This is a genomic window from Streptomyces sp. NPDC031445 (assembly GCF_055581365.1).
The window spans coordinates 1-17,114 of the sequence record NZ_JBVIJO010000003.1; the positions used below are offsets into that span (position 1 = coordinate 1).

Consider the following 17,114-nt stretch of genomic DNA (forward strand, 5'->3'; position numbering starts at 1 on the left):
GCGAGCATCACATAGTCGGTCTGCCGCTCGCCGGCGTCCTCGCCCAGACGCAGCGCGTTGAAGTCGCCGTAGGGCACACGCAGCAGCTCCGCCTGACCGCCCTGGTAGGGGCCCATGTCGGCGAATCCGTACGCGGCTCCCGCCAGGTCCGGGACCGGCTGCATGGTCAGACAGTAGTTCGTCAGGCCCTGCTCGCACTGCTTGCAGAAGCCGCAGGCGATGTTGAAGGGCAGGACCACGTACTCGCCGACCTGGACCTTGCGGACGGCCGGACCGACCTCCACGACCTGGCCCAGGTTCTCGTGCCCGAGGGTACGGCCGGACTCGAACGAGGTACGGCCCTCGTACATGTGCAGGTCCGAACCGCAGATGTTGGTGGTGGTGATCTTGACGATGATGTCGCAGGGGTGCTCGATCTTCGCGTCCGGCACGTCCTTCACCGCGACCGTCCGCGGACCTTCATATACCGCTGCTTTCATGATGACTTCCCTCGGTGTCGCGGCATGACGACCGCGGCACGGCGCTGATGAGACGACGCGAAGAGCCCGACACCCGAAAGTCGCCGTGACCGGGTCCCTGGCTCCGGCAACGCCTCCGCGGGCCGCTCACCCAAATCAGGTGGAACGGTGATCGCGCCGCCGGCCCGCCCGGCGCAACCCCAGCACTCCGACGGCACGCGGTGCGGGTCCCCGTCCGCATGAGACGGAAACAACCAGCACCGATCGATCAGCGGATCTGCCGTACTCGGACGGTCACGGGTCCCCGGCACCCCTCCGGCTCAGGTCGCCCCCTGGTCATCGTGGTCGCCCGCCCGCAGGCGGCGACGTTCCTGTTCGCGCTTGGAGAAGGCGGCCGCCCGGATCGCCTCGTCGCTCTCCAGACCGGATCCCAGCGCGCCGCCCACCGTGGCGATCGACGCGACGAACCAGGACAGCGTCCAGTACTCCGTGGGGTGCAGCGGGGTCCGTGTCATCGAGGCGAAGACCTTGTCGTTGAGGATGAAGAGCGCCCACACCAGGTTGATGACCAGCAAGCCCGCGTAACAGACGACCACGCCGATGCCCAGGGTCACGACCGTGGACGCGTTGTAGAGAGTCGTCCTCTTCCTCTCCTCCGGCGAGGCATCCGTCGATCGATGCCACAGCTTCGCGTCCACGATCAGCCAGCCGATCATGAGCACGACGGACCCGACCATCGCGATCACGAGACGCGTGGTGCTCAGGGCCTCGGACAGGCTCCAGAGGGTGGAGTTCACGGTGGCGATGGCTCCCGTGGCGAGGGCGGCCGCCAGGGCTTTCGACAGGCCCGGCACCAACCGCCACGGCTGGTTGGCGCGGACCATGCCGCTGAGCACCCTCAGGTAACCGCCCGGCCCGCTGACGACGCACCGCAGATCGGCGGCCTCCTCCTCACCGATCGGACCCGGGTGAACAGGAGCGAGATGACGGGCGAAACGTCCCAGCGGATGACGCCGGGAAGGTTCCTCCTCCCCGGTGGCGCGCGGAGTCGACAGGCTGAGCACGGCTTCTTCGACCGTCCGCAGGGCCCTTCGCTGAAGTCGCAGGCCCCCCAGCGACGGAAGCGACAACAGCGCCAGGCCGTGTTCATGACTCAGGTCCACGACGAGCTTGTGCCCGTGCGTGTGCAGGGGCAGGTCGGTCAGGGCCACGACGACGTCCCAATGCTCCCCACGCGCGCGGTCGATGATCCGGCGCGTCAACGTGGACAGATCCTCGGTCCCCCCGGTGAAGGGCTCACTGACCACCTTGACGTCGAACCGCCGCCCCTGGCCCGACTTGCCGGCGAGCCGCGCAGGGAGTACGCGGGCGATGCGCCGCGCGATCTGCGTCGGCGCGTCCGGATCCGCCAGGAGAGCCACGACCGTGACGTCCTGCGACGATTCCCGCATGACCGGACCCTCTCGTCGGCTGTCCCGGCGCTCACCAGTGCCCCCAGAATGCTCCCGGGACACCTTCGGTGCCCCCTGACACGCCTGACCGGCCACCGCGGCGGCCGGCCACCGGGCGAACGAGGGGGTTCCGGCACGGGCCGGCGGGCTGTCGGACACTCCGGTGACGCACCGCACCCCGAGCGGGGACAAGCCGTCGCGAGGGGCAAGCGCCGGGAGGCGAAGGTGCCGGGCGCGCTGGGCGAACCGATCGACGCCATGCCCGGTCCGGCGCCCGCGGACAGGCCCACGATCTACGAGGCCGGTGAGGCCCCGAGCTGAGCCGCAGCCCCGCAAACGAAAGACCGGGCCACCCCTCGGCCTGGACGGCATTCGGGGTGGCCCGGTCGCGGAATCCCTGGTCAGGACACGGTCGTCAGCTGTCGCCCACCCGGGAACCCAGCGTCAGTTCCACCGTGTGCTCCTGGCCGCCGCGCTTGTAGGTGACCGTCACCTTGTCGCCCGGCTTGTGGGTCCAGATCTCGCCGATCAGGGTCGGGCCGCTGTCGATCACGTGGTCGTCGAGCTTGGTGATGACGTCACCGGACTTCAGGCCGGCCTTGTCCGCCGGACCGCCCGACTCGACCGCGGCGGAGCCGCCCGTGCCCTGGTCGGTGATCTGCGCGCCGTCGCCGGAGTCCTGGAGGGAGACGGACGCGCCGATGCGCGCGTACACCGGCTTGCCGGTCTTGATCAGCTGCTGGGCGACGTACTTGGCCTGGTTGATCGGGATGGCGAAGCCCAGGCCGATCGAGCCGGACTGACCGGTGCCGAAGCCGCCGCTGCCGGTGGACTGGATCGCGGAGTTGATGCCGATGACCGCGCCGGCCGCGTCCAGCAGGGGGCCGCCGGAGTTGCCGGGGTTGATCGACGCGTCGGTCTGCAAGGCGCTCATGTACGACGACTTGCTGCCGGAGCCGCCGTCGCTGGAGGCCACCGGACGGTCCTTGGCGCTGATGATGCCCGTGGTGACCGTGTTGGACAGCCCGAAGGGGGCGCCGATGGCGATGGTCTCGTCGCCGACGGCCACCTTGTCGGAGTCGCCGAGGGCGAGCGGCTTGAGGTCGGGGGGGGCGTTCTTGAGCTTGATCACCGCGACGTCGTAGCCCTGCGCGTGGCCGACGACCTCGGCGTCGTACTTCTTGCCGCTCGGGAAGGTGGCCGTCAGCTTGCCGCCGTCCACCGCGTCCGCCACCACGTGGTTGTTGGTGACGATGTGGCCCTGGGTGTCGAAGACGAACCCGGTGCCCGTGCCGCCCTCGCCGCTGGTGCTCTCCGCCTCGATGGTCACCGTGCTGGGCAGCGCCCTGGCGGCCACGTTGGCGATCGTCCCCGGCGCGCGCTTGACCTGCGTGGCACCGCTGTCGGACGCGGAGACGGTGGTGGAGCCGCGGTCGTCGCGGTCCTTGGCCAGCGTGTAGCCGAGGCCGCCGCCCAGGCCGCCCGCCACCAGCGCGGCCACCAGGACCGCCGCCACGAGCCCGCCGCGTCCGCCGCGCGGCTTGGGGGCGGGCTGCTGGTAGGTGCTCCCCCAGCCGGTGCCCGCGGCGCCGGAGCCGCCGTCGGCGTAGGCCGGGGTGGCCGGCGGCGGGGGCGGCCAGGAGCCGTCGGGGGCCGGGCCGGGCTGGTACGCGGGGCCGTGGTCCGCCGCCGCCGAGGTCGCCGGGGCCTCGTGGGGCACGGGCGGCAGCGGAGCCGTCGGCGCGTTCCCCTCCGGGGCGGGGCCCTGCGGTGCAGCGGCGGGAGAGGCCATCGGCACGGGAGGTGCGGACGGCGCCGGGGGTACCGTGTTGCCCTCGTTCTCGGTGCTCACAGGTCTTCTCCTCGATCCACGCCTGGTGTCGTCGGTCGCACTGGTCTGGGGCCAGCTTTTCCCACGGGCCGTCAGAGCACCATAAGCGGTGGCTGTGGGTCCGGCAGCCGTCTTTATATAGGTTTATATAGGATCTTCCGAGCAAAGGTTTTGTAACGTGCATGCCGCAGGCTCCCCGTGCGTCGCACGCATCCGCCCGCGCCGCCCCGTGTACCCGGCGACGGTGGCACCATGACGCGGTGACCCACGCACGACAGCACTCCCTCCAGGTCGTCGCCCACCGGGGCGCCTCCGAGGACGCACCCGAACACACCCTCGCCGCCTACCGGAAGGCCATCGAGGACGGCGCGGACGCCCTGGAGTGCGACGTACGGCTGACCGCCGACGGCCACCTGGTCTGCGTCCACGACCGGCGCGTGAACCGTACCTCCAACGGCCGCGGCGCGGTCTCCGCGCTGGAACTGGCCGATCTGGCCGCCCTCGACTTCGGCTCCTGGAAGACGCGCGAGGTTTGGCACGGGCGGGACGAGGAGCCCGACTGGGAGCACCGGCCGGAGGACCGCGAGGAGACGTCCGTGCTCACCCTGGAGCGGCTGCTGGAGCTGGTCGCGGACGCCGGGCGGCGGGTGGAGCTGGCCATCGAGACCAAGCACCCCACGCGCTGGGCGGGCCAGGTCGAGGACCGGCTGCTGGCCCTGCTGAAACGGTTCGGGCTGGACGCTCCGGCCTCCGCCGACGAGTCGCCGGTGCGCGTCATGAGCTTCTCGGCGCGTTCGCTGCACCGCGTGCGGGCCGCGTCGCCGACGCTGCCGACGGTGTACCTGATGCAGTTCGTCTCGCCCCGGCTGCGCGACGGGCGGCTGCCCGCGGGCGTGCGCATCGCGGGGCCCTCGATCCGCATCGTGCGCGGTCACCCCGCGTACGTGGAGCGGCTGAAGCGGGCCGGCCACCAGGTCCACGTCTGGACCGTGAACGAGCCCGAGGACGTCGACCTCTGCGTGGGGCTGGGCGTCGACGCCATCATCACCAACCGTCCGCGCGCGGTGCTGCGGCGACTGGGCCGCTGAGCCGGCCGACGCCACCCCCTGGCGCGCGCGGGCCCGTCACGGGGTGTGCTCCGGCGCGTTCGCTGCGTGTCCGCCCGCGTCGTATGCGTCACCGGAAGAGGATTGGCCGGTTTCCGGCACAGGCCGGGAGGGCATCCACCCCATGGCGTGGGGCGAAGGAGGTCTCGGGGGTGGCGTTGGTGGTGGCACAGGAGGTGCCCACGTCGTCGAGCATGGCCGTACCCCATGGCCCTGCGGGCGTGGGGAAGGCGCGGCACCGGATGCGGGCGCAGCTGCGCAGCGGTGGCGTGTCCGAGTCGGTCATCGACGACGCCGTACTGATCCTTTCCGAACTGCTGAGCAACGCCTGCAAGCACGGGCGGCCCCTGGGGGACGCCGCGGCCGGGGACGGGGACGTCCGCGCCGCATGGCGGGTCGACGCGCGCGGGCGGCTCGTCGTGGAGGTCACGGACGGCGGCGGCCCGACCCGCCCGGCGCCGGCCACGCCCTCGGTGACCGCGCACGGCGGCCGCGGGCTGAACATCATCACGGCCCTCGCCGACGACTGGGGCGTCCGGGACGACGTCCAGGGCGAGGTGACCGTCTGGGCGCTGGTCCACGAGGACGTCCACGATCCCGATGCCGGGTGCCGCCGCGACGGTTTCGCTACGCGCGTCACCAGATCCGCGCAGCCGCCCGGCCTGCCCGGCCCATCCGGCCTGCCGGGCTTGTCGGCCCTGTCCGGCCTGGACTTCACCGAGGCGTTCGACGAACTGGACTGAGCCGGCATGGTGCCGCGTCGTCAGGGGCGCTGCGGTCCCGCGTGGTCGGGGACGTACGGCCGCTGGACGGCGTGTCCCCCGTCCACCGCCCGCGGATTCACCCACCGGCGTCGAGCGCGCGTGCGTTGTCCACAGGTTCCCGTCGGCCATGGTCCGAACGGCTAGGCTCCGGACGTACGAGAAGAGCCGTAACCGGGAGACACCCACCATGGCCAAGAAGCGACCCCAGACGAAGGCCAAGCCGCAGCCGATCGACGGGGAGATCCCGGTAGTCGGCGCCCGCGAACCCTGCCCCTGCGGCAGCGGCCGGCGCTACAAGGCCTGCCACGGCCGGGCCGCCGCGCACGCCGCGACCGAGCTGGTGCAGCGCCCGTTCGAGGGACTGCCCGGCGAGTGCGACTGGGTCGCGCTGCGCGAACTGGTCCCGGCCGCGACGGCCGGGCTGACCCTGCGCGACGGGCTGCCCGAGGGCGTCCCGTCGGTCACCCTGGCCACCGTGCTGCCGATGGCCTGGCCCGCGCTGCGCCGCGACGACGGCTCGGTGCTGCTCGGCCTGCAGAACGACACGGCGTCCGGTGACATCAGCCGCGACCTCGCCGACACGCTGCTGCGGGCGCTGGAGGCCACGCCCGGCACCCCGGTGCAGGGCCGCCGGGCCTCCGCCGAGGGCCCCCGCCTGCAGGATCTGCTCGACCCGCAGGGCGCGTTCGAGCCGGTCGTGCACAGCGGCTTCGAGTTCTGGGTGCCGGACGTGGAGAACGCCACGCCGGAGGTGGCGGCCTCCCTGGAGCGGGCCAACGCCGCCGCCATCCCGACCGTGAAGCTGTCCGGCGTGGACGCCGCGTACTGGTGCGAGACCCCGGAGAAGAACCACCTGCGCTGGGTCATGCCCCACCCGGAGGAGCAGCTTCTGGACGCCCTCGCGCGGTTGCACGCGGCGGGCCGGTCCAGCCTCGGCGAGGGCACCCGGCTCGTGGGCTCCTTCCGTGCTCACGGCCTGATCGTGCCCGTCTGGGACCTGCCGACCGGGGTCACCGCGGAGGACGTGGAGAAGCCGGCCGCCGAGTTCGCCGAGCGCCTCGCCACCGCCCTCGCCGTCCAGGAGCCGCTGACCCCGGACGAACGCCGGGCGCGCGGCGGCCTGACCAACCGGCAGGTCACGCTGAGCTGACGCCCGCGCCCGGGTGCCACGGCTGACCGGTCGGTCAGCCGTGGCACCGGGCCGTGCGGCAGGTGACTCCTGTCACAACTCCCGGCCCGGACAGGGAAATCGGTGTCCGAATAGCCAACCCGGAATTTGCGAACCGCCGATCTCTTGTTACCGTTCCAGTAGCCCGGTTGCTGGTGCATCCCCCGTCGCCAGCAACCGGGTCTTTCCATGCCCGCGTACGGCGGGCCGCGCGGCGGTCGGTGGTCAACTGCTCCCGCTGGCTCAGGAGTTGCTGCCGGAGCGGAGCAGCAGCGCCCCCGCAGGGCCGCGCTCGGCGAACTCGGTGACGGCCGTGTAGGCGTCCGGTCCGCCCCGGCTGCGCTCGCGCGGCGTCTCACAGGTGGCGGGCTCGTCGTCGGACCCGGTGGCACAGCGCATCTGCACGGTCCGGTCGTCCGGGCCCATGAGGCTCAGCACGGAGTCCAGCGACTCGCCGGTGGCATTGCGGTAGTAGGTGCGCGCCCAGGTGTCCTCGCCCCGTGTCAGCACACAGGTCTGCGCCTCGATGCCCTCGGGCGAGGTGAGTTCGGGGCCGCAGCGGGCGGCGGTGGTGAGCCCGAGGCCGAGCGGGCGGGGGAAGCGGCTGCCGGTGTGGGGACGGGTCCCCGCGTCACCGCGGGAGGCGGCCGGTACGGCGGTCCGGCCGGTGTCGCCCGCCTGCCGCGCGGAGGCCACGGCCAGCGGCAGCGCGGCCATGGCCGCCACGAAGCCCGCGAGGGCGAGCAGCCGCAGCTGGCGGGGGTCGGGCTTTCGGTGGTTCCGCCGGCCTCGGTCCGGCCGTGGCACGCGGTGCGGCCGTGGGGCGCGATGGCCGCCGGGTTGACGCTGCATATGCGGACGATAACGAGCGAGCGGGGCTCGCCCGCCCCGCCCGCGCCCGACACCCCTACAACTCGGGCGCGCTCACACCCGTACGAGTGAGGGCGTCGACCACGGCGTCCACGACGGCCTCCACGTCGGGCACCCAGGGCGCGGCCGAGCCGGGCAGCGGCGCGCGCTCCCAGCGGACGGCGCCCTGGCCGGTCTCGGACGGGGGCAGCGCGAGATAGCCGCCCTCGCCGTGGAAGCGCAGGGAGCCGGGGACGAAGTCCTTGGCGTAGAGCAGTTCGCCGAGCTGCTCCATGGAGTACGGCTTGACGAGCAGCGCCCAGCGGCTGGGCGAGGCGATCACCGGTCCCAGCCGCATGCCGCGCCGGTCGAGCAGGGCGAGGGCACGGGAGGCGGCGAGCGCCGGCAGGCTGACCGCGCAGGGCGCCTTGCCCCCGGTGGCCAGGATGACCGGGGCGGCCGGCCGGTTGGTCCACCACCAGCGCACCATGCGCGCGTCGGTGGTGGCGGCGAACAGGCCGGGGTCGAAGGGGTGCGCGCCGGGCACCGTGCACTCCGGGTCGGGGCAGGCGCAGCGGGCCCGCCCCTGCGGGTCCGGCGCCACTCCGGGGAGCACCGGCCACTGCCACTGCGTCGCGAAGGTCAGGGCCGCGCCGATCAGTTCAGGCCTCCCGCCGTTCCGCCTGGACAGAAGCCTGCGTCGCCTTCCGAGGATCTCGCGCATCAGCGCTCGTTCCTTTCCGTTGCACCGCTGGCAACACCGTGGATCACATCACACCATGTGTCGATCACTTCACTGGGCGTACCTGTTGGCGCATCACACCCCCGTGCACGGCAGGGGGAACCCCGGGGGGTCGAGCGTGGGCCGCGTCCGCGTCCATAGTGCGTCCATCAAAAGCACGGCCGCGGCGTGGGGTGGCGAAGTCTGGCGTTTCGCCGTCGCGCGTAGTTCTCTCCGCCTCCGCCACGGGAGGATGGGGCTCGGCCGTCGGTGGCTATGACGCCCGGGTCCGTCGCCAGGTTCCGGGTGGCCCCCAACCACCCCTGGCCTTCTCCGAGTACGTACCCATCACGACCGCTGTGACGCTCCGTCGAGCAAGGCCAGTCGACCGCAATGAACCGATACCTAAGGCAGTTTTGAGCCAACTTGGCAGTAAGGCAAGGGGTTCGAGGAAAACCCTCACCAACCTCATGGACACCAGGAATCCCCGCAGGACAATGCTGGACATCCCCTCACGAGTGCGTGTACATGTGGAGACACTGCTAGCGGCGCAGAGTGACATGGGGGTTTGCGATGCTTTTGAGCAATACGCACCGGTCTGAAGGCCGGACGCCATGAACGCCCCGCACCCTCCGAAAGTGGCCGGAATCGATTCTACGGTTCCCACTCCCGCCCACACTGCCGCACCCGCCTCCCCCGTCTCAGGTCCCGCCCCCGCGGTCCCCGCGCCGCAGAGCCCCGCCCCCGGCGCCCTGCTCCAGGACCGGCTGGCCGGCTGGGTCTCCGACCTCACGACCCTCCACGAACTCACCGAGCGCCTCTCCCGCACCAGCGCCCTCGACCCCGCGCTGCACGAACTGCTGCGCGGCGGCGCCGCCCTGGTCGGCGCCCACCGGGGCCTGGCCGTCCTGGAGCCCGCCGACGGCGACGGCCCCCGCACCACCCTCGGCCTCGGACTCGGCCGCGCCGACCTCGGCCACCTCGAGACCGTGCCGCGCTCCGCCCTGCCGTACGACACCCGCGGCGCCGCCGAGATCGCGCACCCCGACCTGTTCGCCGAGGACGGCCTGGACCCGCGCCACCGCGAGGTGGCCGACCGCCTCGGCTACGCCGCCAGCTACTCCCTCCCGCTCGCCACCGAGTCCGCCGGCCGCCTCGGCGCCGTCGTCTGGCTCTACGACGAACCGGCCGAGCCGCACGAGCGCCGGCGCCACCTGGCGGGCCTGTACGTCCGGCAGGCCACCGAGCACCTCGCCCGGCTGCTGGAGGTGGAGCGCACGCGCGCGTGCGTGGCGACCCTCACCGAGGAGCTGCTGCCCGCCCGGCTGCCCCGGGTGCCGGGTGTCCAGCTCGCCGCCCGGCACCGCACGTCCCCGCGCGGCGGCGGGGACTGGTACGACGCCCTGCCGCTGCCAGAGGCCGCCCTCGGCCTCTCGGTCGGCTCGGTCACCGGCTCCGGGCCGAGCGCGGTGGCCGCCATGGGGCGGCTGCGCGCCTCCCTGCGCGCTTACGCCGTCATGGAGGGCGAGGACCCGGTCGCCGTCCTGTCCGACCTGGAGCTGCTGCTGCGGCTGACCGAGCCGGCCCGCTCGGCCACCGCGCTGTTCGCCTACTGCGAGCCCGCCGTGCGCAAGGTCACCCTGGCCGGTGCCGGGCACAGCCCGCCGCTGCTGATCGGCGAGCGGCGCACCGAGTTCGCCGAAACCTCCGTCTCCGCGCCGCTCGGCATGCTCGCCTGCTGGGAGGCGCCCAGCGCGGAGATCCAGGCGGAGGCCGGGGAGACGGTCCTGCTCTACACCGACGGGCTGCTGCACCGCACCGGCGACCCGACGGACCGGGCCTTCGCCCGGCTGCACGCCGCCGCCGCGGGTGTCCCGCGCGCGCTGCGGCACGATCCGGGAGCCGTCGCCGACCACGTCCTGCGCGCGGTCCTGCCGGACGGCCTGGACGCGGCCGACAGCGAGGAGGACGTGGTCCTGCTGGCGGCCCGCTTCGACTGAGCCGCCCGCGCGCGGCCGGCATGACCGGGCATAACAGGTCATCCACCCCCGCCCGCTGCCGGTACGACCGTACGATGATGGTGGTCCCCGCCCGGCCACAAGCAGGAGCGTCGCGGGCCCCGGGGGAGATCACTGGCGTATCGAGGAGGATCACGTGTCCGACGAGCTCAACCCGGCCGTCCCCGACTCCGCTACCGCGGAGGGCCCGGAGACCGAGGCCGAGGAGACCGTCAAGCAGCGGAAGAACGGCCTGTACCCGGGCGTCTCCGACGAGCTTGCCGAGAACATGAAGTCCGGCTGGGCCGACACGGAGCTGCGTGACCTGGAGCCGATCCCGCAGGCGGCCGAGACCGCGCGCCGCCGCGCCGCGCTCTCCGCCCGCTTCCCGGGCGAGCGCCTGGTGATCCCGGCGGGCAACCTGAAGACCCGCTCGAACGACACCGAGTACCCCTTCCGCGCCTCCGTCGAGTACGCCTACCTCACCGGCAACCAGACCGAGGACGGCGTCCTGGTGCTGGAGCCCAGGGGCGACGGCCACGAGGCCACCCTCTACCTGCTGCCGCGCTCCGACCGCGAGAACGGCGAGTTCTGGCTCTCCGGCCAGGGCGAGCTGTGGGTCGGCCGCCGGCACTCCCTCACCGAGTCCGGGGCGCTGTACGGCATCCCGGCCGCCGACGTGCGGGAGCTGGCCGACAAGCTCCGCGAGGCCACCGGCCCGGTCCGCGTGGTGCGCGGCCACGACGCCGGCATCGAGGCGGCCCTGACCGACAAGGTCACCGCCGAGCGCGACGAGGAGCTGCGCGTCTTCCTGTCCGAGGCCCGTCTGGTCAAGGACGAGTTCGAGATCGGCGAGCTGCAGAAGGCCGTCGACTCGACGGTCCGCGGCTTCGAGGACGTCGTCAAGGTCCTCGACAAGGCCGAGGCGACGAGCGAGCGCTACATCGAGGGCACGTTCTTCCTCCGCGCGCGCGTGGAGGGCAACGACGTCGGCTACGGCTCCATCTGCGCGGCCGGCCCGCACGCCTGCACCCTGCACTGGGTCCGCAACGACGGTCCGGTCCGCTCCGGCGACCTGCTGCTGCTCGACGCGGGCGTGGAGACCCACACCCTCTACACCGCCGACGTCACGCGCACGCTGCCGGTCAACGGCACGTACAGCGAGATCCAGAAGAAGGTCTACGACGCCGTGTACGAGGCGCAGGAGGCTGGTATCGCGGCCGTGCAGCCGGGCGCCAAGTACCGCGACTTCCACGACGCCGCGCAGCGCGTGCTGGCCGAGAGGCTCGTCGAGTGGGGCCTGGTCGAAGGTCCGGTCGAGCGGGTCCTGGAGCTGGGCCTGCAGCGCCGCTGGACCCTGCACGGCACCGGGCACATGCTCGGCATGGACGTCCACGACTGCGCCGCCGCGCGGACCGAGACGTACGTGGACGGCACCCTGGAGCCGGGCATGGTGCTCACCGTCGAGCCGGGGCTGTACTTCCAGGCCGACGACCTGACCGTGCCGGAGGAGTACCGGGGCATCGGCGTCCGGATCGAGGACGACATCCTCGTGACGGAGGACGGCAACCGGAACCTGAGCGCCGCGCTGCCCCGGCGGTCGGACGAGGTCGAATCGTGGATGGCCTCCCTGAAGAGCTGATCTGCGTTTGAATGGCCGGGCACCGGGGAGGTGCCCGGCCGTTTCGTCTGCGGGTGGCGCCGTGGCGGGCCGCGCGGTTCCCCGCGCCCGCACGGGGCGCGGGCAGTGACGGGGGTGGAAACGTGGACGACTTCTGGTCGGGCGTCGGTGTCGACCTGCATCTCGAACCCGACGCGGCCGACGGCCGCCGGACAGGGCTCGAGAGGGCCCTCAGGGACGCCGTACGGGACGGGCGGCTCACGCCCGGCACCCGGCTGCCCGCCACCCGGCGGCTCGCGGCCGACCTCGGGATCTCCCGCGGCACCGCGAAGGCCGCCTACGACCAGCTCGTCGCCGAGGGCTATCTGACGGCACGGCAGGGCTCGGGCACCCGGGTCGCCGAGCTGCCGGCCGTGCAGGCGGAGGAGCCGGGGACGGACACGCGCGCGCGGGCGCCGCGCCTCGACCTGCGCCCCGGCAGCCCGGACGTCGGCGCGTTCCCGGCGGCGGCCTGGCTGCGGGCGCTGCGCCGCGCCATAGCGACGGCGCCCTCGCTGGCGTACGACTACGGCGACCCGCGCGGCCGGATCGAGCTGCGCACCGCGCTCTCCGGGTACCTGGGGCGGGCGCGCGGGGTGCTGGCCCCGCCGGAGCGGATCGTCATCACCTCGGGCTACGTGCAGGGCCTGGCGCTGCTCACGCGCGTGCTGGACGGTGCCGCCGTCGCCATGGAGGACCCGGGGCTGCCCTTCCACCGGGAGGTGGTGCGGCACAACGGCGGAACGGTCCTGCCGGTGCCGGTCGACGCGCGCGGGCTGCGCCCCGAGGAGCTGGGCGGGGCCGCGGCCGTGGTGGTCACGCCGGCCCACCAGTACCCGACCGGGGTGACCCTGCACCCCGAGCGGCGCCGGGCGCTCACCGACTGGGCACGCGCGCGGGGCGGGCTGATCGTGGAGGACGACTACGACGGCGAGTTCCGCTACGACCGCCAGCCCGTGGGCGCGGTGCAGGGGATGGCGCCGGGCCAGGTGGTGTACCTGGGCACCGCGTCCAAGACCCTGGGCCCGGCGCTGCGGCTCGGCTGGATGGTGCTGCCGCCGCACCTGGTCGACGCGGTCGCCGACGCCAAGCTGCACAGCGACCACCACACCGAGACCATCGGCCAGCTCGCGCTCGCCGAGCTGATCGACAGCCACGCGTACGACCGCCATGTGCGCGCGTGCCGGCTGCGCTACCGGCGGCGCCGGGACCAGTTGCTGGACCGGCTGGGGGCCCGCCGGAGCGTGCGGGGGATCGCGGCCGGGCTGCACGCGCTGATCGAGGTGCCGGACGAGGCGGCCGTCCTGGAACGCGCGCAGGCGGAGGGCCTGGCGCTGGGCGCGCTCGGCGACCACTGGCACACCCCCGGCCCCGGCCGCCCCCAGGGCCTGGTCGTCGGCTACGGCACCCCCCGGGAGCGGCTGTACCCGGAGGCCCTGGAGACCCTGGCGAAGGTCCTCGGACAGCTCGGCGGCACCGGCAGGGCGGCCGCTAGGCCGTGAGCAGGGACGGGTCCTTGCGCCATTTGAGGATCTTGTCGAAGCTGACGACCGTCCCGCCCCGGCCGGGCTTCGGGCCGATGTGCACGTGGTCGGCCAGTTCGCGGATGAGACACAGGCCGCGGCCGTGCTCGGCGTCGGGGCGGGCCGGCCGGGGGTCGGCCGGGCGGGTGAGGCCGGGACCCGCGTCGGTCACTTCGATGCGGCACTTCTCCCCGTCGAGGTAGGCGGTCACCCGGTAGGCCTCCGAGGCGCCGCGCGCGGTGTCCCCGCCGTGCTCGACGGCGTTGGCGCAGGCTTCGCTCAGGGCGACGGACAGGTCGTAGGAGATCTCCGGGTCGACCCCCGCCGTCTCCATCGTGCCGATCAGCAGTCGCCGGGCGAGCGGCACGCTGGCGGCCTCGCGCCGCAAATGGAGTGACCACCAGATGCTCATGCTCCAGCCTCCCGGCCGCGGCTCGACATACCGTTACGTATTGCCGCCCGTAGGCGGCCGTAAGCACGCCGTCGACGTGTCTGCGCCCATCCGGCCGATGCGCCGGGGGAGGAATCGGTGTATGAGGGACGCCTCAGACGCCCTGCCGTAGGCACGCGGTAAGGGCAGTGCGATGATGACCCCGCCATGACTGCCCCCCACCCGCGCACGGCGCGCCCCGGAGCCGGGCTCCGGATCCTGCGGGCCGCGGTGTTCGCCGCGGTCTGCGTCGCGCTGGCCGCGGGCGGGCACTCCCTGGCCTCCTGCGCGCGCGTGCCGCTGTGGACGCTCGGCGCGGGCTTCCTCGGCGCCCTGCTGCTCGTGGCACCGCTCGCCGGGCGGGCCCGCTCGCTGCCGGGCATCGCCGTGCTCCTCGCCCTCGGCCAGACCGTGCTGCACACGCTGTTCGGACTGGGCCAGCACGGGGTGGCGATGGCCTCCGCCGGGATGCCGATGGGCGCGACGGGACCGCCCGCCGGCGGGCCGGCGGGCGCCGCGCTGAGCGACAGCGCGCTGGTCGAACGGGCCGCGCGGCTCGTGTGCGGCTCGACCGCCGCGTCCCTCACTCCGGGACACGCCTTCCGCCTGCTGCTCGACGCGCGTCTGATCGACCGCGCCGGCCGGCCGACGTCCGCCCCGGCCGGCTACGAGCACGTCCACGACGCCACCGGCGCCTCGGCCGGTCTGCTGCCCTCGCTGCCGATGCTGCTCGGCCACGTGCTCGCGGCCGTCGCCGCCGGCTGGCTGCTGCGCCGCGGGGATCTCGCGGTGCTGCGGCTGATCGAGCTATCGGCGCATGGAGTCGCGGAGGGGGCGCTCGTACGATCCTTGCGCGCGGCTCTCGCGCTGACGCGCGCCCTGTGCGCCGGGCTGCTGCCCGCCACCGGGCCGGGCCCGCGCGGCCCGCGTCCCGACCGGGACGGGGCACCGGCCCCGCACACCGCCGTACTCCAGCACACGGTGATCCGGCGCGGCCCGCCCGCCGCCGCCCTCCTCCTCGCCGCCTGACGCGGCCGCCGCTCCCCCGACACGGACCCGGTGCGCCGCCGACGCGCGGCACGCGCGTGCGCGTTCCCGGTCAGCCGAACGGCCGATTTCCGCGCCGTACCGCCACATCACCCGGCCCACGCGCGTATCCCTCTTCATCACCGGTTCCCACTCGAAGTGGAGTGCTTCCTTCCATGAAGGCTTCTCGTATCGCCGCCGCCGCCGCTGTCGCGGGTACGGCCGTCCTCACCCTGTCCGCCCCCGCCTTCGCGCACGTCTCCGTGCAGCCGGAGGGCACCGCGACCAAGGGCGGTTACGCGGTCGTGGACTTCAAGGTCCCGAACGAGCGCGACAACGCCTCGACGACCAAGCTCGAGGTGAACTTCCCGGCCGACCACCCGATCGCCTCGGTGATGCCGGAGGCGATCCCGGGCTGGAAGATCGACATCACCAAGTCCAAGCTCGCCAAGCCGCTGACCATGCACGGCGAGAAGATCGACGAGGCCGTCACCAAGGTCACCTGGACCGCCGACGGCAAGGGCGTCGAGCCCGGCTACTTCCAGAAGTTCCCGCTCTCCCTGGGCGCGCTGCCCGAGGACACCGACCAGCTGGTCTTCAAGGCGGTCCAGACGTACTCCAACAAGGAGGTCGTCCGCTGGATCGAGGTGCCGCAGGAGGGCCAGGACGAGCCGGAGAACCCGGCCCCGGTCCTGGAACTGTCCGCCGCCACCGACGACCACCACGGCACGGCGAGTGCCGAGAAGACCACCGGCAAGACCGGGCAGACGGCCGCCGCCGCGGACTCCGGCGACGACAGTGACACCACCGCGCGCGTGCTCGGCGTGGCCGGCATCGTCATCGGCGTCGCGGGCGTGGCCTACGGGGTCCTCGCGGGCCGCCGCCGGACCACCGCCTGACCCTGCCGTTCCACCGCGCGCACCGGGGGCCGTACGACCCCGCCACCCGGGCCGTCGCACGACCCCGGTGCGCGCCGGAGTACACACATCTGGGACATTTCTCTATGCGCAAGAAGACGTTCACCGCGGCCGTGCTGCTCGCCGCCGCCACCCTGACCCTCTCCGCCTGCGGCAGCGACGACGGCGGCAAGCCGCCGGTCAGCGTGGTCTCCGGAGGGTCGGACGCGGGCAAGGCGGCCACCGTGCTGGACCAGCCGTTCGACAAGCCGGACCTGGTCCTCACCGACACCCACGGCCAGAAGTACGACCTCCGCAAGGCGACCCAGGGACACCCGACCCTGCTCTACTTCGGCTACACGCACTGCCCCGACATCTGCCCGACGACGATGAGCAACATCGCCGTCGCCAAGAAGGCGCTGCCCAAGGCCGAGCAGAACGACCTCCGGGTCGTGTTCGTCACCACCGACCCCGGCCGCGACACCCCGGCCGAGCTGGGCAGGTGGCTCAAGGGCATCGACCCGCAGTTCATCGGCCTGACCGGCGACTTCGCCAAGATCCAGGCCGGCGCCCGGTCCGTCGGCATCTCCGTGGAACCGACGACGAAGGACAAGAACGGCAAGCTCGTCTCCGTCCACGGCACCCAGGTCGTCGCCTTCTCGCCGAAGACCGACGCCGGGTACGTCCTCTACGGCGAGGACACCACCGTCGACGACTACACCAAGGACCTGCCCAAGCTCGTCGAGGGGGCCAACCCGTGAGGCGCCGGGCCGCCGTGCTGACCACCGGCGCGCTCGCCGGGGCCCTGGCCCTCACCGCCTGCTCCGGGTCCGGCTCGCGGCCGGATCCGGCCGAGCTGTCCGTCGGCTCCTCCTACATGCCCCAGCCCGTCTCCGCCGACATGGCCGCCGGGTTCCTGACGATCACCAACAAGGGCGGGACCGAGGACGAACTGACCTCGGTCACCAGTGACGTCGCCGGCGAGGTGACCATGCACAGCACGGTCGGCGGGGCCATGGCGGAGAAGTCCTCCTTCGCGATACCGGCCCACGGACGGCTCGTGTTCCGGAGCGGCGGCAACCATCTGATGTTCGAGCGGCTGAAGCGCGCGCCGAAGCAGGGCCAGACGGTCACCGTGAAGCTCACCTTCGGCAAGTCCGGACCGCTCACCGTCGAGATGCCCGTGAAGTCCGCCACGTACAACCCGTCGACCGGCCACTGAGGGAGGGACCAC

General features: G+C 73.2%; 16 protein-coding genes. 10 read left to right on the forward strand and 6 right to left on the reverse strand.

The annotated features are described in order from the left end of the window. The 3 genes from ACZ5DC_RS10270 to ACZ5DC_RS10280 all read right to left on the reverse strand — a co-directional run. A partial coding sequence (locus ACZ5DC_RS10270; protein WP_468651310.1) for an alcohol dehydrogenase catalytic domain-containing protein occupies window positions 1-479 on the reverse strand: 479 nt, incomplete at its 3' end. Between the two features lie 299 nt (window positions 480-778). Beyond that, window positions 779-1,909, reverse strand: a complete 1,131-nt coding sequence (locus ACZ5DC_RS10275; RefSeq protein ID WP_468651312.1) for a hypothetical protein — start codon at window positions 1,907-1,909, stop codon at window positions 779-781. A 415-nt stretch (window positions 1,910-2,324) separates the two neighbouring features. Beyond that, on the reverse strand, window positions 2,325-3,761 hold the full coding sequence (locus ACZ5DC_RS10280) for a S1C family serine protease (RefSeq protein ID WP_468651314.1): 1,437 nt from the start codon (window positions 3,759-3,761) through the stop codon (window positions 2,325-2,327). Between the two features lie 239 nt (window positions 3,762-4,000). Between ACZ5DC_RS10280 and ACZ5DC_RS10285 the strand changes: the two genes are divergently transcribed. The 3 genes from ACZ5DC_RS10285 to ACZ5DC_RS10295 all read left to right on the forward strand — a co-directional run bounded on the left by ACZ5DC_RS10285 (window position 4,001) and on the right by ACZ5DC_RS10295 (window position 6,760). Beyond that, window positions 4,001-4,828, forward strand: coding sequence for a glycerophosphodiester phosphodiesterase (locus tag ACZ5DC_RS10285; protein ID WP_468651316.1), 828 nt, complete (start codon window positions 4,001-4,003; stop codon window positions 4,826-4,828). Window positions 4,829-4,911: 83 nt separating this feature from the next. Then, window positions 4,912-5,589: an ATP-binding protein gene (locus ACZ5DC_RS10290; RefSeq protein ID WP_468651318.1), complete on the forward strand. Its 678-nt coding sequence runs from the start codon at window positions 4,912-4,914 to the stop codon at window positions 5,587-5,589. Between the two features lie 208 nt (window positions 5,590-5,797). Beyond that, window positions 5,798-6,760, forward strand: coding sequence for a DUF5926 family protein (locus tag ACZ5DC_RS10295; protein ID WP_468651320.1), 963 nt, complete (start codon window positions 5,798-5,800; stop codon window positions 6,758-6,760). Window positions 6,761-7,021: 261 nt separating this feature from the next. Here the strand turns inward: ACZ5DC_RS10295 and ACZ5DC_RS10300 are convergent, their stop codons facing one another. Continuing rightward, window positions 7,022-7,495 carry a hypothetical protein gene (locus ACZ5DC_RS10300; RefSeq protein ID WP_468652052.1) on the reverse strand — a complete coding sequence of 158 codons (474 nt, stop codon included), beginning with the start codon at window positions 7,493-7,495 and terminating at the stop codon, window positions 7,022-7,024. A gap of 190 nt (window positions 7,496-7,685) precedes the next feature. Next, window positions 7,686-8,351: a bifunctional DNA primase/polymerase gene (locus tag ACZ5DC_RS10305; protein WP_468651322.1), complete on the reverse strand. Its 666-nt coding sequence runs from the start codon at window positions 8,349-8,351 to the stop codon at window positions 7,686-7,688. A gap of 611 nt (window positions 8,352-8,962) precedes the next feature. On the opposite strand from ACZ5DC_RS10305, the gene ACZ5DC_RS10310 reads away from it, so the two are divergent. From ACZ5DC_RS10310 to pdxR, 3 genes are all read left to right on the forward strand, one after another. Continuing rightward, on the forward strand, window positions 8,963-10,348 hold the full coding sequence (locus ACZ5DC_RS10310) for a PP2C family protein-serine/threonine phosphatase (protein WP_468651324.1): 1,386 nt from the start codon (window positions 8,963-8,965) through the stop codon (window positions 10,346-10,348). A gap of 154 nt (window positions 10,349-10,502) precedes the next feature. Beyond that, complete coding sequence (locus ACZ5DC_RS10315) at window positions 10,503-11,987, forward strand: aminopeptidase P family protein (protein ID WP_468651326.1); 1,485 nt, start codon at window positions 10,503-10,505, stop codon at window positions 11,985-11,987. 122 nt (window positions 11,988-12,109) lie between these two features. Then, entirely contained in the window at window positions 12,110-13,507 is a 1,398-nt protein-coding gene (gene pdxR, locus ACZ5DC_RS10320; RefSeq protein WP_468651328.1) for a MocR-like pyridoxine biosynthesis transcription factor PdxR, read from the forward strand. Here pdxR and ACZ5DC_RS10325 read toward each other — a convergent pair. Continuing rightward, the gene (locus tag ACZ5DC_RS10325) at window positions 13,497-13,940 is read right to left on the reverse strand and encodes an ATP-binding protein (protein WP_468651330.1); all 444 of its coding nucleotides are present in this window, start codon (window positions 13,938-13,940) and stop codon (window positions 13,497-13,499) included. The two genes, pdxR and ACZ5DC_RS10325, sit on opposite strands and share 11 nt — an antisense overlap. Before the next feature lie 186 nt (window positions 13,941-14,126). On the opposite strand from ACZ5DC_RS10325, the gene ACZ5DC_RS10330 reads away from it, so the two are divergent. The 4 genes from ACZ5DC_RS10330 to ACZ5DC_RS10345 all read left to right on the forward strand — a co-directional run bounded on the left by ACZ5DC_RS10330 (window position 14,127) and on the right by ACZ5DC_RS10345 (window position 17,102). Further along, entirely contained in the window at window positions 14,127-14,987 is an 861-nt protein-coding gene (locus ACZ5DC_RS10330; RefSeq protein WP_468651332.1) for a hypothetical protein, read from the forward strand. Window positions 14,988-15,160: 173 nt separating this feature from the next. Then, entirely contained in the window at window positions 15,161-15,883 is a 723-nt protein-coding gene (locus ACZ5DC_RS10335; RefSeq protein ID WP_468651334.1) for a YcnI family copper-binding membrane protein, read from the forward strand. Between the two features lie 104 nt (window positions 15,884-15,987). Further along, a complete protein-coding gene (locus ACZ5DC_RS10340; RefSeq protein WP_468651336.1) occupies window positions 15,988-16,641 on the forward strand; it encodes an SCO family protein in 654 nt (217 codons plus the stop codon). After that, window positions 16,638-17,102: a copper chaperone PCu(A)C gene (locus tag ACZ5DC_RS10345; RefSeq protein ID WP_468651338.1), complete on the forward strand. Its 465-nt coding sequence runs from the start codon at window positions 16,638-16,640 to the stop codon at window positions 17,100-17,102. Before ACZ5DC_RS10340 ends, ACZ5DC_RS10345 begins: the two co-directional genes overlap by 4 nt. Window positions 17,103-17,114: the final 12 nt, after the last annotated feature.

Coding starts and splice junctions, on each gene's coding strand:
- ACZ5DC_RS10275 (WP_468651312.1), bottom strand. CDS start 1,909: ATGCGGGAATCGTCGCAGGACGTCACGGTCGTGGCTCTCCTGGCGGAT.
- ACZ5DC_RS10290 (WP_468651318.1), top strand. CDS start 4,912: ATGCGTCACCGGAAGAGGATTGGCCGGTTTCCGGCACAGGCCGGGAGG.
- ACZ5DC_RS10295 (WP_468651320.1), top strand. CDS start 5,798: ATGGCCAAGAAGCGACCCCAGACGAAGGCCAAGCCGCAGCCGATCGAC.
- ACZ5DC_RS10300 (WP_468652052.1), bottom strand. CDS start 7,495: ATGGCCGCGCTGCCGCTGGCCGTGGCCTCCGCGCGGCAGGCGGGCGAC.
- ACZ5DC_RS10305 (WP_468651322.1), bottom strand. CDS start 8,351: ATGCGCGAGATCCTCGGAAGGCGACGCAGGCTTCTGTCCAGGCGGAAC.
- ACZ5DC_RS10310 (WP_468651324.1), top strand. CDS start 8,963: ATGAACGCCCCGCACCCTCCGAAAGTGGCCGGAATCGATTCTACGGTT.
- ACZ5DC_RS10325 (WP_468651330.1), bottom strand. CDS start 13,940: ATGAGCATCTGGTGGTCACTCCATTTGCGGCGCGAGGCCGCCAGCGTG.
- ACZ5DC_RS10330 (WP_468651332.1), top strand. CDS start 14,127: ATGACTGCCCCCCACCCGCGCACGGCGCGCCCCGGAGCCGGGCTCCGG.
- ACZ5DC_RS10335 (WP_468651334.1), top strand. CDS start 15,161: ATGAAGGCTTCTCGTATCGCCGCCGCCGCCGCTGTCGCGGGTACGGCC.
- ACZ5DC_RS10340 (WP_468651336.1), top strand. CDS start 15,988: ATGCGCAAGAAGACGTTCACCGCGGCCGTGCTGCTCGCCGCCGCCACC.